The organism is Pseudomonas sp. SMV7 (assembly GCF_052041995.1).
Classification (GTDB): domain Bacteria; phylum Pseudomonadota; class Gammaproteobacteria; order Pseudomonadales; family Pseudomonadaceae; genus Aquipseudomonas.
Genome location: NZ_JBKGGT010000008.1, coordinates 145,895 through 159,174 on the forward strand (window position 1 = coordinate 145,895; position 13,280 = coordinate 159,174).

A 13,280-nucleotide genomic window follows, 5' to 3' on the forward strand; every position below is an offset into this window, starting at 1 on the left:
CCTCTTCGCGGGCATGCCCGCTCCCACAGGGTCACCACAAGCCTGAATGCCATGGGGCCCCTGTGGGAGCGGGCGTGCCCGCGAAGAGGCCGGCACAGGCGATACAAATGAAAACGCCCCGAACCAGTCGGGGCGTTTTCGTCTACTGCATCAGCGTCTTACTTGCCAGTCCAGCGCTTGAGCACCAGGGTGGCGTTGGTGCCGCCGAAGCCGAAGCTGTTGCTCATGACCGTGTCGATCTTGGCGTTTTCTTCGGTCTTGCGCAGGATCGGCAGGTCGGCGACCTCCGGGTCCAGCTCGTCGATGTTGGCGGAGCCGGCGATGAAGTTGTTTTCCATCATCAGCAGGCAGTAGATCGCCTCGTGCACGCCGGCGGCGCCCAGCGAGTGGCCCGACAGGCTCTTGGTCGAGCTGATCTTCGGCGCGTTGGCACCGAATACTTCGCGCACGCCCTTGATCTCGGCAACGTCGCCGACCGGGGTCGAGGTGCCGTGGGTGTTCAGGTAGTCGATCGGGGTGTCGACGGTGGACAGCGCCTGCTGCATGCAGCGGATGGCACCTTCGCCGCTCGGAGCGACCATGTCGTAACCGTCGGAAGTAGCGCCGTAGCCGACGATTTCGGCGTAGATCTTGGCGCCGCGGGCCAGCGCGTGTTCCAGCTCCTCGACCACTACCATGCCGCCACCACCGGCGATGACGAAGCCGTCACGGTCGGCGTCGTAGGCGCGCGAGGCTAGTTCCGGGGTCTCGTTGCGCTTGGTCGACAGGGCACCCATGGCGTCGAACAGGAACGACTGGCTCCAGTGCTCTTCTTCACCGCCACCGGCGAAGACGATGTCCTGCTTGCCCCACTGGATCTGCTCCAGCGCGGTACCGATGCAGTGTGCCGAAGTGGCGCAGGCCGACGAGATCGAGTAGTTGATGCCCTTGATCTTGAACGGGGTGGCCAGGCACGCCGAAACGGTGCTGCCCATGGTGCGGGTTACGCGGTACGGGCCGACACGCTTGACGCCTTTCTCGCGCAGGGTGTCCAGCGCTTCCATCTGGTTCAGGGTCGAGGCGCCGCCGGAGCCAGCCACCAGGCCGGTACGCGGGTTGGAAACCTGTTCTTCGGTCAGGCCGGCGTCCTTGATCGCGTCCTGCATCGCCAGGTAGGCGTAGGCAGCGGCATGGCCGACGAAGCGGTAGACCTTGCGGTCGATCAGTTCTTCGAGGTTGAGGTCGATGGACCCGGAAACCTGGCTACGCAGCCCCATTTCCTTGTATTCCGGGTTGTAACGGATACCCGGACGGCTGTTGCGCAGGTTTTCGGTGACGGTAGCTTTGTCATTGCCCAGGCACGATACGATGCCCAGACCAGTGATAACGACGCGGCGCATGCGAATAACCCTTAGAAATTGTCAGTGGAGGTGAACACGCCGACTCGCAGGCCTTCGGCAGTGTAGATCTCGCGGCCGTCGACGCTGACCGAGCCATCGGCGATGGCCATGTTCAGCTTGCCCTTCAGGACGCGCTTGATGTGGATGTTGTAAGTGACCTTCTTGGCCTGCGGCAGTACCTGGCCAAAGAACTTCACCTCGCCCGAACCCAGGGCGCGGCCGCGGCCCGGCAGGCCCTGCCAGCCGAGGAAGAAACCGACCAGCTGCCACATGGCGTCGAGGCCCAGGCAGCCCGGCATTACCGGGTCGCCCTCGAAATGGCAGGCGAAGAACCACAGGTCCGGGGTGATATCCAGCTCGGCGACCAATTCACCTTTGCCGTACTTGCCGCCTTCTTCGCTGATATGGGTGATGCGATCGACCATCAGCATGTTCGGCGCGGGCAGTTGCGCATTACCTGGGCCGAACAGCTCACCGCGACTGCAGCGCAGCAGGTCTTCCCGAGTAAAGGCGTGTTGTTTGGTCATGCGAGCTCCTCAATAACCCCCTGTGGCAGGGGATGAATCTTCCCGGCCGGCCCGAAAACCAACTGCTTCGGGGCGGCAGCCTACAGGTAGACTATTGCGTTGTGGTGAAAGTCACAGTGCGCCTGGTGAAAGAAGTACAGGTGTGCACTGAAACGTCTATTTTCAGGTCCGTTGAAGGTCCTGTCCAGTGTTTAAGACTGCCGCACTTTAGCATTTATCGCCAGTCGCGGTTGTCCGACCGGGCAGCCAGCGCTGCAGTACCTGCTGCAGTTCGGTGCGGCGCAAGGGTTTGCTCAGGTAGTCGTCCATCCCGGCTGCCATGCAACGCTCGCGGTCGCCCTGCAAGGCATTGGCAGTCAAGGCGATGATCGGTAGCGCGGCACCGTTGGGCAATTGGCGGATGCGCCGGGTGGCCTCATAGCCGTCCAGGTGCGGCAGGCGACAGTCCATCAGCACGGCGGCAAAGCGCTGCCGGCTGACCCGCTCGACCGCCTCCAGGCCGTCCTCGGCGGTGCATACCGCCAGCCCCAGGCTGCGCAGCATGGCGGCGATGACGCTCTGGTTGACCTGGTTGTCCTCCACCAGCAGCACCTGGTCGTGGTCGCCAACCGCAGGTTGTGTATCGGCAGGCTGCGCCAGCGCGGCCGCGGCAGGGCTGGCCAGGGCCAAGGGCATTTCCAGGGTGAAGGTCGAGCCAAGGCCTTCACGGCTTTCGCCGCGCAGCTTGCCACCCATGCGTTCGGCCAGGGTGCGGGCGATCGACAGCCCCAGCCCGGTGCCGCCATAGCGACGGGAAATCGAGCTGTCGGCCTGCTGGAAGGCCACGAACATCATTTCCAGGCGTTCGCTGTCGATGCCGATACCGGTGTCACGCACGCTGCAGGTCAGCCAGATCAGTTGCCGGTCGAGCACCTGCCAGTGCGCCTCGACCTGCACCTGCCCGCGTTCGGTGAACTTCAGTGCGTTGCCGACCAGGTTCAGCAGGATCTGGCGGATGCGCGTGGGGTCGCCGTTGACCTGCAAGTGCTCGATCCCGACCGGGAGTTGCAGGTGCAGGCCGAGGCCGCGTTGCTGGGCGCTGTGCTGGAACGACAGGACGCTGCTGGTGATCAGCTCGCCGAGGTTGAAGTCGATGTGTTCCAGCTGCAGCGCGGTACGTTCGATGCGCGAGAAGTCGAGGATGTCATTGATGACCTTGAGCAGGTGCCCGGTGGACTCGCTGGCCACCGCGGCGTACTCGGCCTGTTCGGTGTTCAGCGGCGTGGTTTCCAGCAACTGCAGCATGCCCAGCACGCCATTCATCGGTGTGCGCAGCTCGTGGCTCATCATTGCCAGGAAGTCCGACTTGGCGCGGTTGGCCTGCTCGGCCTCTTCGCGGGCCTGGATCAGCTCGGCAATCGCCTGTTTCTGCTCGTCGCTGGCCTGCTCCAGGGCATGCGCCAGGTTGTTGATATGGCGCGCCAGGTGGCCCAGCTCGCTGTCGTCGACCACCGGCAACAACCTGTCGTACTCACCCTGCTGGATGGCCTTGACCGCATGGCCCATGTCGCTGATCGGCTTGGCCAGGCTGAGGGCCAGGCGGCGCGCCAGGAGGAAGGTGAACAACAGGGCGAACAGCGCGAGGATGCCGGCCTTGATCACGATTTCCTGCTGGCGCTGGCTGAAGGCGTCATCGGACATGCCGACGATCACCCGGCCGAGGTAGTCGTCGCCGATGGCCGGGGCGGTTGTCTTGCCCTGTTGCAGGAAGTCACTGTCCAGGCGGATCTGCTGCAGGCGGATGGGCGCCTGGAACACTTCGACACGCTGCGCGCGGTTGGCGCTTTCGTCGGACTGCTCGACGTACACCAGAATGTGGTTGCGGCTGTCCTGCACTTCGAGGAAGCGCACGTGGGGAATGCTGAGGGTGGCGCGCATCAGGCCCTCGAGCACCTCGTTGTTGCCGGAGATCACCCCGTACTCCGAGGCCGGCGCCAACTGGTTGGCGATCAGTTGCCCGGTGTGGTTCAGCTCCTGGCGCAGGTCCTGGATGCGGACGAAGGTAAAGAAGCTGATCAGCAGCAGGGTCAGCAACAGGGCAGGGCCGAGGCTGATGATCTGGGTGCGGGTGTGGATGTCCCAGCTCAGGCGCTTGCTCATGGGGTGGGTTCTCCTTCGGCCATGGCCTTGGCGGCGGCGTTCGGATCGATCGGTTCAAGGCCCAGGGCGCGTGCCACCTGCTGGTTGCCGCTGACGCCGTAGCGTGCCGGATACAAGCTGCGCGGCCAGCGCGCCGGCGGCTGGTCGAGCAACTGGTCGAGTACCGCCAGCCAGTCGTCCTGGTCGCTGAAGGTGCTGGCCAGTGCGCCGGCGCGGACGAACCCGGCGTTCGGGCCGATCAGCGCCATCTGCCGGCCATAGCTGCTCAGCAGCAGGTTCTTGGCGGTCTTGGAGTTGTACAGGTCAGGGTCGTCCAGGCCCAGCAGCACATCGCTGTTGGCCAGCAGGTGCTGCAGCGGCCGGCTGTCACGCGGGTCGGGCCAGTCCTGGGCAATGATCTCCAGGCCCAGCGGGCGGGCGGCAAGGCGCAGCTCTTCGAGCAGGAAACCGCTGTGCTCGCCATACAGCACGCCAATGCGCTGGGCCTGTGGCAGCAGGTAGCGCGCCAGGCGCAGTTGCCGGCCCAGCGGTGGGTCGCTCCACAACAACGTGAGGAACGCTGGCAGCGACTTTCCCAGGCGCTGTGCAGCCTGTACTCGGCTGACCCGCATGGCCAGGGCTGGCGGGCCGGTGTTTTCACCCAGGCGCCATTCCAGCGCGGCGTTGTCCAGCAAAATCAGGCGCAGGTCGCTCTTGAGCAGGCCGGGGCGTGGCAGGTCGGCGGTGGTCTGGAAGTGCACATGATCGTGCGGGCGACGGCTTTCCAGTGCCGCGACGAAGCTGCGGATGCCGGGCTGGTCCTCTGCGCCGACCAGCACGATTTCGCTGGCGGACAGCGGCCCCCACGGCCACAGGCACAGCAGCAACAGGCGCAGCAACAGGGCCATCAGAACTCCAGCTCCGCGCTGACGCTCAGGCGGTGGCGGCTGTCGTAGCGGTTCTGGATCGCCGTGGTCGGCTCATCGTCCAGGCGCTGTTGCCACAGCGCCGCCAGTTCAAGGTTACTGCCGCGCACCCGGAAACGTTTGGCCAGGCGCAGGTCGAGGCGCTCGTAACGGTACTGGTTGAGCGCATCGTCGCCATAGTAGAACAGCGCGCTCGACCAGCCATCGCCCCATTCGTGCATCCACCCGGCCGAACCGCTGTTGCGGGCGCTGAGGCGGCGGTCGTCGGGGTTGCTGGCCCACGCATCCACGTAGGCATAGGTCAGGCGCAGGCGGTCGCGCAGGGTCGGGCGCCAGTCCAGTTGTGCCTCGCTACCGCTGAAACGGGCTTTGTTGGCATTGCTGGCGATAAACTGGTTGTTCTTCAGGGGCTCGCTGATCATTCCGGTGATCTCGTCGTAGAACAGCTTCACATCCATGCTCAGGCCGATGTCGCTGAAGTAACCGTTGTAGCCTACCTCGCGCGAGCGCATACGCTCCTGCTCAAGGTCGCCCGGGCCACGGGTCTTGACGAAGTACTCGCCGTTTTGCAGGCCGAACGCATTGGGGCTGAGGTTCTTGACCGTGTAGCTCCAGTTGACGTTGTTCTCGAACATGTCGGGCGAACGCACGGCCTCCGAATACACCGCGCGCAATCCATGGCGCGGGGTGATCAGGTAGTTGACCGCCACCCGCGGCGTCAGCGAGCTGCCCGACAGGCGCGAGTCTTCGAACATGGTGCCGCCTTGCAGGATCCAGTGCTCGTCGGCGCGCCACTCCAACTGGCCGAACAGGCGCCAGGTCTGGTCGTCGATGCTGCCATTGAAGTAGGTTTGCGAGTCGGCACGATCGTAGCGGTAATTCATGCCGCTGAGCAGGCGCAGGCTGTCGGTCAGGCTCAGGGTGTCCTGGATTTCCAGGTCGTAGCGGGTTTCCCGCGTGCTCTGGTCGACATCCCCGCAGACCTGCTGGTTGCCACCGTTCGCCCATTGCTGCTGAACCTTCTCCAGCAGCCCTTTCATGACCGGGTCGTCGGTCGAAAGCGGCGCACCGGTTGCAATGCCGCGTGCCACTTTTTCGGCAAAGTCAGGGTTGATCTGCCAAAGCTGGGTCAATTCCGGGCTGAACGACTGCAAGGCGTCGCAGGCCCGCCAGACCTGCTGACGGTCGAAGTGCTGGGCCGAGCCCTGGACATACAGGCTGTGCTCGGAGCTGAAGTCTTTGGTCCAGCGTAGCGAGCCAGCGTAGTCCTTGGCATTGACGTCAGCGTCGTTGCCCGCCTCGTATTTCTTGAACACCGGCTGGTAGGTGTATGGCCGCTGGTTGCTGCCTTCCTTCGCTGCCAGTTGCCATTCCAGGGTCTGGTCGTGTGCCAGGCTGTGGCTGGCATTGAGGTTGAGGCGGGTCAGCCGGCGGCTGTCACGGTAGTCCTGGCCAAACTGGTTTTCATCGAAACCGTCGTCCTGCTGGCCGGACAGCGACAGGCGCATGTCGCCACCGTCCCAGCCGAAGCCGTGGCTGGCGTAGAAATCGTTGATGCCGTCCTCGCCGCGGGTGGTCTTCAGCCGCGTGCCATGGCTGTCGGCGGGGTTGCGGGTGAGGATGTTGACCACCGCCATCAGCGCATTGGCGCCGTAGCTGACCGTGTTGGGGCCACGGAATACCTCGATGCGCTCGATGTCTTCCATGGCCAGCGGGATATCGCTCCAGTCCACCGTGGCCAGGCCTGCGCGGTACACCGAGCGGCCGTCGATCAGTACCTGCATGCGCCGGGCGTCATTGACGTTGCTGCCGTGGTAATTGACCGTCGGCTGGTTGCCGGCGCCGTAGCCGATCATCATGCCTGGCACCAGGCGCAGCAGCTCGGGGATATCGCGGGCGCCGCTGGCGCGGATCAGCTCGCTGTCGAGCACGGTCATGCTGCCCGGCACTGCTGCGGGGGATTGTTTCAAGCGTGTGGCGGTCAGCACCTGCGGCAGGTCGGTGTTGTCGATGAACAGATCGTCGGCCACGGCCGGGCCGCCGAGCAGGGCAGTCAGCAGGAGCAGGCGCGGGTACGGGGGCATGCCAGGGAACACAAAGCTGCCTTGTTTCAGGATTGAGACAGGCATGGTAACTGACCGAGCGGGTTTTGCCAGTGGGCCGTGGGGTAGGCCGGCTTGGGAGGGTGGTTGGGGCGGGGGTGCATGTCTTGAGGGGTTCAGCGCCTGTGCGATCGAGCGCGCCCCCAAGGCGAACCCGAAAAACCCCACCACTGGCTCTGTAGCAGACGACCCGTATAATGTTCAGGTCGCCACTTAACTTAATGGCTCTAACGGATTGATTATGACTGAACAGCAACCTGTTGCAGTTCTGGGAGGCGGCAGCTTCGGCACCGCCGTGGCGAACCTGCTGGCCGAAAATGGCGTGCCAGTGCGCCAATGGATGCGCGACCCCGAGCAAGCCGAAGCCATGCGCGTCAACCGCGAAAACCCACGCTACCTCAAGGGCATCCGCCTGCAGGACGGTGTCGAACCGGTCAACGACCTGCTGGCCACCTTGCAAGCCAGCGACCTGATCTTCGTCGCCCTGCCATCGAGCGCCCTGCGCAGCGTGCTGGCGCCCCATGCCGAGCTGCTGCGCGGCAAGTACCTGGTCAGCCTGACCAAGGGCATCGAAGCGCAGAGCTTCAAGCTGATGAGCCAGATCCTCGAGGAAATCGCCCCCGAAGCCCGCATCGGCGTGCTCTCCGGCCCCAACCTGGCCCGCGAGATCGCCGAACACGCCCTGACCGCCACCGTGGTCGCCAGCGAAGACGAAAAGTTGTGCCAGCAGGTGCAGGCCGTGCTGCATGGGCGTACCTTCCGTGTCTATGCCAGTACCGACCGCTTTGGCGTCGAGCTGGGTGGTGCGTTGAAGAACGTCTACGCGATCATCGCCGGCATGGCGGTGGCGCTGGGCATGGGCGAGAACACCAAGAGCATGCTGATTACCCGTGCCCTGGCCGAGATGACCCGCTTTGCCGTGAGCCAGGGTGCCAACCCCATGACCTTCCTCGGCCTGGCCGGCGTCGGTGACCTGATCGTCACCTGCTCCTCGCCCAAGAGCCGCAACTACCAGGTGGGATATGCCCTGGGCCAAGGCCTGAGCCTGGAGCAGGCCGTCAACCGCCTGGGCGAAGTGGCCGAAGGGGTCAATACGCTCAAGGTACTCAAGGCCAAGGCCCAGGAAGTGCAAGTGTACATGCCGCTGGTGGCCGGCCTGCATGCGATCCTGTTCGAAGGCCGCACGCTGAACCAGGTGATCGAGCACCTGATGCGCGCCGAGCCGAAGACCGATGTCGATTTCATTTCCATCAGCGGTTTCAACTGAGCCGCACGAAGCAAGGAGCGAAACATGAACGATACCCCGGAGCGCGCCCAGCGCGAGTCGATCATCCTGCGGGTGCTGTGGATGCTGGTGTTCCTGGTGGTCTGGCAGTTGGCCGAGATCCTCCTCGGCGGCCTGGTACTGGTGCAACTGGTCTACCGCCTGGTCTACGGCGCGCCGAGCGCCAGCCTGATGAATTTTGGTGACAGCCTCAGCCAGTACCTGGCGCAGATTGGTCGGTTCGGCACTTTCCACACTGACCAGAAACCCTGGCCGTTCGCCGACTGGCCGACGCCGCGCGCCCCGGAAGGCGAGGCGCCGCACGCCGTGGCTGCTGCGCCGCACCCGGTGCGTGACGAGGAGCCCAAGCTGTGAAGCTGTGGGTACTGCGCCACGGTGAAGCGGAGCCGCGGGCCAGCAGCGATGCCGAACGCCGGCTGACCGCCCATGGTCGCGAGCAGGTGTTGCACAGCGCCGCTCGCCTGCTGGGGCAGCCGTTGCAGGCGATCCTCGCCAGCCCATACGTGCGCGCCCAGCAGACGGCAGCCCTGGTGCACCACACCCTGGGCTTCGCCGAACCGGTGCGCACTGTGCCGTGGTTGACGCCCGAAAGTGACGTGCAGCAGGTGATCGGCGAAATCGAGCGCCTGGGCCTGGAGCATGTGTTGCTGGTCAGTCATCAGCCGTTGGTGGGGACATTGGTCGGCGCGCTGGAGCATGGCCATCAACAGCGGCCGGCGGGCATGAGCACTGCCAGCCTGGCGGAACTGGAAGGGGACTGGCCGCTGGCTGGCCTGATGACCCTGCGGGCGATCAACTCCCCGGCTTGAACCCAAGGATTGCCCGCCGCCACGAAGGTGGTGCAATGCTTCAGATCTTGAGCAACAGTGACCTGATAGCCCTTGTCGATGACCTTTCCGGATGTTGCCGAACCTTCCGGCGATACCGACAATGGGCCATCATTTGCCATCCGGATGTGGCGCCATGTCGCAGCAGATCTTCTTCGCCCATGCCAACGGTTTCCCTTCTGCCACGTACGGCAAGCTGTTCGCGGCACTGGCACCGGACTACCAGGTTCAGCACCTGGAACAGCACGGGCACGATCCGCGCTTCCCGGTGGACGACAACTGGCAGGGGCTGGTCGATGAACTGCTGCACCACCTGGCCCGGCAGGATCAGCCGGTATGGGGTGTCGGCCATTCGCTGGGCGGTGTGCTGCACTTGCACGCGGCCCTGCGCCGCCCGGAGTACTACCGGGGCGTGGTGATGCTCGACTCGCCAGTGCTCACCCGCGCTGACCAATGGCTGCTGCGCACCGCCAAGCGCTTCGGTTTCATCGACCGTATCACCCCGGCTGGCCGCACCTTGGGACGCCGCGAAACCTTCGGCGACCGTAACAGCGCCCGGGCTTATTTTGCCGGCAAATCGCTGTTTCGCCATTTCGACCCCGATTGCCTGGATGCGTATGTCGAGCATGGTCTGCAGGCGATGCCGCAGGGACTGCAACTGCGCTTCGACGTCGCCACCGAAATCAGCATCTACCGTAGCATTCCGCATACCAGCCCTGCGCCTGCGCGGCAGCTGCAGGTGCCACTGGCCATGGTCCGCGGCGAGCGCAGCAATGTCATTCGCCGCCACCATGCGCTGGCTGTACGCGGCATGCCCAAGGGCGAATACCACAGCGTGCCGGGCGGGCACATGTTCCCCCTGGAGCGGCCAACCGACACCGCCAGCCTGATCAAGGGCCTGTTCGACCGCTGGAGCCAGGCATGAGCACGCAGGTCGAGGAAATCCGCCTGAGCCTGGGCCATATCGAGCTGGCAGCGCACCTGTTCGGCCCGGACGATGGCCTGCCGGTGATCGCCCTGCATGGCTGGCTCGACAACGCCAACAGCTTCGCCCGCCTGGCACCGCGCCTCAAAGGCCTGCGCATCGTCGCCCTGGACCTGGCTGGGCATGGCTACTCGGAGCACCGGCCGCCCGGCGCCGGCTATGCCCTGGCCGATTACGCCCATGACGTGCTGCGGGTAGCCGGGCAACTGGGCTGGCAACGTTTCGCCCTGCTCGGCCATTCGCTGGGGGCAATCATTTCGGTACAACTGGCTGGGGCGTTGCCGGAGCGGGTCAGCCACCTGGCCTTGATCGATGGCGTCATCCCCCCGACCGGTGCCGAGCAGGACACCGCCGAGCGCCTGGGCATGGCCCTGCAGGCCCAGCTGCGCCTGGACGACAAGCGCAAGTCGGTGTACACGACGCTCGAGCAGGGCGTAGAGGCGCGCATGAAGGGCATGGTCGCGGTCAGTCGCGAGGCCGCCGAGCTGCTGGCCCAGCGCGGCCTGATGCCGGTGCCGGGTGGCTACAGCTGGCGCAGCGACAGCCGCCTGACCCTGCCATCGCCGCTGCGCCTGAGTGAAGCCCAGGCCATGGCCCATGTGCGCCGGGTGAGCTGTCCGGTGTGCCTGGTTGTGGCGGCCGATGGCATGCTGGCACGCCACACCGCGTTGCTGCAGCAGCTACCCTTTGAACAGGTGAGGCTGCCCGGTGGCCATCACCTGCACCTGAACGATGAGCACGGCGCAGTGCTTGTCGCAGACTGTTTCAATCGCTTCTTTGGCTTTGCTTGACTTGCAACCGACAACTGTCGAGGCTTGGCGGGTTGAACAGGGAGACAACCATGCAATTGCCAGACATCCTGGAGCTTCACCTCGGCGCTGAGCGCCGCCTGGGTCGCCGATGAGCGCGCCTGTTGCCATTCGTTTTGCCTTCGCGGCCTGCGTGGTGTTGGTCAGCCCGGTGTCATGGGGCAGCAGCCTGCCGGTACCGGTGGACGCCAAGGTGGTCGACCAGCGCCCGGCGGTGGAGCAGGAGCGCGTCTACCCGATGGGCCCGTTACGCAAGATCAGCGGTCGCCTGCGGGTCGAGAACAAGGTCGAAAGCCGCGGCCAGGTCAGCTCGGTCACCTATGAGCTGCCGGTCGAGCGCACCGCCCGCGAAGCATTCACCAGCGCCCGCGAAGCGCTGCAGCGCGAGGGTGGCTACCCACTGTTCTGGTGTCAGGGCCGCGATTGCGGCGAAGCCAGCCTGTGGGCCAACGATGTATTCGCCAATGCCCGCCTCAACGGTGGCGACGAGCAACAGGCGTTCATCCTGCTGCGCCGCTCGGCGCAGCAGGCCGACACCCTGGTCGCGCTGTACAGCGTTACCCGCGGCAACCGCCGCGCCTACCTGCATGTGGAGGAGTTCGTCGCCGGCAGCCCGCTGGGGGTACTGCTGCCGACTGCCGCCACGGTGCTGCGGGAAATGCGCGACACCGGCAAGCTCGACTACCCTGACCTGGCGGCGCCGCAAGACACCTGGGCAGACCTGCTGGCGCGCAGCCTCAACCTCGACAGCACCCTGCGTGCCAGCCTCAGTGGCCCGCAGGCTGAAGCCTGGCGCGAGGCGCTGGTCAAGGCGGGGGTGCGCAGTGGCCGTCTCGAGGTCGGTAGCGCGCCAGGCGAAGGCCTGCACCTTGAACTGATCCGTTGAACGAGCCGCGCCATGGTTAACAATGACCGTCTGTTGATCCAGATTCTGCTGCTGGCACTGCTGGGTGCCGGGCTTTGGGTAATGGCACCGTTCATTTCGGCGCTGTTGTGGGGGGCCATCCTGGCCTTTGCCAGCTGGCCGCTGATGCGCTTGCTTACCCGCGTGCTGGGCGGTCGCGAAACCCTGGCCGCCAGCCTGCTCACCAGCGCCTGGATCCTGATCGTGGCCCTGCCGCTGGTGTGGCTGGGGTTCAACCTGGCCGACCATATTCGCGATGCCACGGCGTTTGTCCGTGACGTGCAGGTCGATGGCCTGCCCGATGCACCGGCCTGGCTGGGTGGCATCCCGTTGGTGGGCGGACGCCTGGTCGGCTGGTGGCAGTCGCTGGACCAGCAGGGCGCGGCCTTGCTGGCTTCGATCAAGCCGCACCTGGGGCAGGTGGGTAACTGGTTGCTGGCGCGCAGTGCGCAAATCGGCAGCGGCGTGCTGGAGCTGACCCTGAGCCTGGTCTTCGTGTTCTTCTTCTATCGCGACGGCCCGCGGTTGTCGGCGTTCGTCCTGCGCCTGCTGCACCGCCTGGTGGGCGAGCGCGGCGAGTACTACCTGGAACTGGTCGCCGGCACGGTGCAGCGGGTGGTCAACGGTGTGATCGGCACGGCTGCGGCGCAGGCCGTGCTGGCCTTGATCGGCTTCCTGATTGCCGGTGTCCCCGGCGCCATCGTGCTGGGCCTGGTGACCTTCATGCTCAGCCTGATCCCCATGGGGCCGCCCTTGGCCTGGATCCCGGCCACGGCCTGGCTGGTGTGGAAGGGTGATTACGGCATGGCGGTGTTCCTCGGCATCTGGGGCACCTTCGTCATCAGCGGCGTGGACAACGTGCTGAAGCCGTACCTGATCAGCCGTGGCGGCAACCTGCCGCTGGTGATTGTGCTGCTGGGGGTATTTGGCGGGTTGATTGCCTTTGGTTTCATCGGGTTGTTCATCGGGCCGACCTTGCTGGCCGTGGGGTATAGCCTGTTGCTGGACTGGAGCCGGAATTCGGGGCAGGTGCAGTCTTAGTTCGCCTTGCGGTGTTTGTCTCCCATGTGATCGAGCGCCGCCTGCGCGGCGCATCGCGGATAAATCCGCTCCTGTATTTTTGCAACGTACCGAACCGGTCTGGTTGCCAGCCTGACGCGGCCTGTAGCGGCTTTAGCCGCGATGAGGTCGGTGCAGGCAACACCTATTTGATCTTTACGCATTCTTTATTCTGATCGCGGCCGCTCGATCTCGCCCCTTTACGCCCCTCCCTCGGACAATTCCCCCAAAGCGGCTCAAGCCGCACCACGGGGAGAACTACACATGAACGTGCTCGACGGGCTGTCACTGCTGCTGGCAGTGGCATTGGCGTTTTATCTGCTGGTGGCGCTGCTGCGCGCCGATCGCGGCTAGGGAGC

Annotated in this window: 13 protein-coding genes; 8 read left to right on the plus strand and 5 right to left on the minus strand. The window is 65.0% G+C overall.

What is annotated here, in order from left to right:
- Positions 1-158 precede the first annotated feature (158 nt).
- The 5 genes from fabB to ACLEJP_RS12500 all read right to left on the minus strand — a co-directional run bounded on the left by fabB (position 159) and on the right by ACLEJP_RS12500 (position 7,079).
- A complete protein-coding gene (gene fabB, locus ACLEJP_RS12480) occupies positions 159-1,379 on the minus strand; it encodes a beta-ketoacyl-ACP synthase I (RefSeq protein WP_225778538.1) in 1,221 nt (406 codons plus the stop codon).
- A gap of 11 nt (positions 1,380-1,390) precedes the next feature.
- Entirely contained in the window at positions 1,391-1,906 is a 516-nt protein-coding gene (gene fabA / locus ACLEJP_RS12485) for a 3-hydroxyacyl-[acyl-carrier-protein] dehydratase FabA (RefSeq protein ID WP_170030830.1), read from the minus strand.
- Positions 1,907-2,113: 207 nt separating this feature from the next.
- Positions 2,114-4,045: an ATP-binding protein gene (locus ACLEJP_RS12490; protein ID WP_440806791.1), complete on the minus strand. Its 1,932-nt coding sequence runs from the start codon at positions 4,043-4,045 to the stop codon at positions 2,114-2,116.
- Positions 4,042-4,932 (minus strand): ABC transporter substrate-binding protein, encoded by an 891-nt coding sequence (locus ACLEJP_RS12495; RefSeq protein WP_440806793.1) that lies wholly within the window; start codon positions 4,930-4,932, stop codon positions 4,042-4,044. The genes ACLEJP_RS12490 and ACLEJP_RS12495 overlap by 4 nt, the downstream gene beginning before the upstream one ends.
- On the minus strand, positions 4,932-7,079 hold the full coding sequence (locus tag ACLEJP_RS12500) for a TonB-dependent receptor plug domain-containing protein (protein ID WP_440806796.1): 2,148 nt from the start codon (positions 7,077-7,079) through the stop codon (positions 4,932-4,934). The genes ACLEJP_RS12495 and ACLEJP_RS12500 overlap by 1 nt, the downstream gene beginning before the upstream one ends.
- A gap of 214 nt (positions 7,080-7,293) precedes the next feature.
- Here ACLEJP_RS12500 and ACLEJP_RS12505 point away from each other — a divergent pair, with 214 nt between their 5' ends.
- The 8 genes from ACLEJP_RS12505 to kdpF all read left to right on the plus strand — a co-directional run bounded on the left by ACLEJP_RS12505 (position 7,294) and on the right by kdpF (position 13,275).
- A complete protein-coding gene (locus ACLEJP_RS12505) occupies positions 7,294-8,319 on the plus strand; it encodes an NAD(P)H-dependent glycerol-3-phosphate dehydrogenase (RefSeq protein ID WP_440806798.1) in 1,026 nt (341 codons plus the stop codon).
- A gap of 24 nt (positions 8,320-8,343) precedes the next feature.
- Positions 8,344-8,691 (plus strand): DUF4389 domain-containing protein, encoded by a 348-nt coding sequence (locus ACLEJP_RS12510; protein WP_440806799.1) that lies wholly within the window; start codon positions 8,344-8,346, stop codon positions 8,689-8,691.
- Complete coding sequence (gene sixA, locus ACLEJP_RS12515; RefSeq protein WP_440806802.1) at positions 8,688-9,146, plus strand: phosphohistidine phosphatase SixA; 459 nt, start codon at positions 8,688-8,690, stop codon at positions 9,144-9,146. The genes ACLEJP_RS12510 and sixA overlap by 4 nt, the downstream gene beginning before the upstream one ends.
- Before the next feature lie 154 nt (positions 9,147-9,300).
- Positions 9,301-10,089 carry an alpha/beta fold hydrolase gene (locus ACLEJP_RS12520; protein WP_440806805.1) on the plus strand — a complete coding sequence of 263 codons (789 nt, stop codon included), beginning with the start codon at positions 9,301-9,303 and terminating at the stop codon, positions 10,087-10,089.
- Positions 10,086-10,940, plus strand: coding sequence for an alpha/beta fold hydrolase (locus tag ACLEJP_RS12525; RefSeq protein ID WP_440806807.1), 855 nt, complete (start codon positions 10,086-10,088; stop codon positions 10,938-10,940). Before ACLEJP_RS12520 ends, ACLEJP_RS12525 begins: the two co-directional genes overlap by 4 nt.
- Before the next feature lie 109 nt (positions 10,941-11,049).
- On the plus strand, positions 11,050-11,844 hold the full coding sequence (locus tag ACLEJP_RS12530; protein WP_440806809.1) for a DUF4892 domain-containing protein: 795 nt from the start codon (positions 11,050-11,052) through the stop codon (positions 11,842-11,844).
- Between the two features lie 12 nt (positions 11,845-11,856).
- Positions 11,857-12,903, plus strand: a complete 1,047-nt coding sequence (locus ACLEJP_RS12535) for an AI-2E family transporter (RefSeq protein ID WP_440806812.1) — start codon at positions 11,857-11,859, stop codon at positions 12,901-12,903.
- 282 nt (positions 12,904-13,185) lie between these two features.
- Entirely contained in the window at positions 13,186-13,275 is a 90-nt protein-coding gene (kdpF, locus tag ACLEJP_RS12540) for a K(+)-transporting ATPase subunit F (protein ID WP_440806814.1), read from the plus strand.
- Positions 13,276-13,280: the final 5 nt, after the last annotated feature.

Bases quoted from the DNA above. Each gene is read 5' to 3' on its own strand.
- fabB (WP_225778538.1), bottom strand. From the start codon at position 1,379: ATGCGCCGCGTCGTTATCACTGGTCTGGGCATCGTATCGTGCCTGGGC.
- fabA (WP_170030830.1), bottom strand. From the start codon at position 1,906: ATGACCAAACAACACGCCTTTACTCGGGAAGACCTGCTGCGCTGCAGT.
- ACLEJP_RS12490 (WP_440806791.1), bottom strand. From the start codon at position 4,045: ATGAGCAAGCGCCTGAGCTGGGACATCCACACCCGCACCCAGATCATC.
- ACLEJP_RS12495 (WP_440806793.1), bottom strand. From the start codon at position 4,932: ATGGCCCTGTTGCTGCGCCTGTTGCTGCTGTGCCTGTGGCCGTGGGGG.
- ACLEJP_RS12500 (WP_440806796.1), bottom strand. From the start codon at position 7,079: ATGCCTGTCTCAATCCTGAAACAAGGCAGCTTTGTGTTCCCTGGCATG.
- ACLEJP_RS12505 (WP_440806798.1), top strand. From the start codon at position 7,294: ATGACTGAACAGCAACCTGTTGCAGTTCTGGGAGGCGGCAGCTTCGGC.
- ACLEJP_RS12510 (WP_440806799.1), top strand. From the start codon at position 8,344: ATGAACGATACCCCGGAGCGCGCCCAGCGCGAGTCGATCATCCTGCGG.
- ACLEJP_RS12520 (WP_440806805.1), top strand. From the start codon at position 9,301: ATGTCGCAGCAGATCTTCTTCGCCCATGCCAACGGTTTCCCTTCTGCC.
- ACLEJP_RS12525 (WP_440806807.1), top strand. From the start codon at position 10,086: ATGAGCACGCAGGTCGAGGAAATCCGCCTGAGCCTGGGCCATATCGAG.
- ACLEJP_RS12530 (WP_440806809.1), top strand. From the start codon at position 11,050: ATGAGCGCGCCTGTTGCCATTCGTTTTGCCTTCGCGGCCTGCGTGGTG.
- ACLEJP_RS12535 (WP_440806812.1), top strand. From the start codon at position 11,857: ATGGTTAACAATGACCGTCTGTTGATCCAGATTCTGCTGCTGGCACTG.
- kdpF (WP_440806814.1), top strand. From the start codon at position 13,186: ATGAACGTGCTCGACGGGCTGTCACTGCTGCTGGCAGTGGCATTGGCG.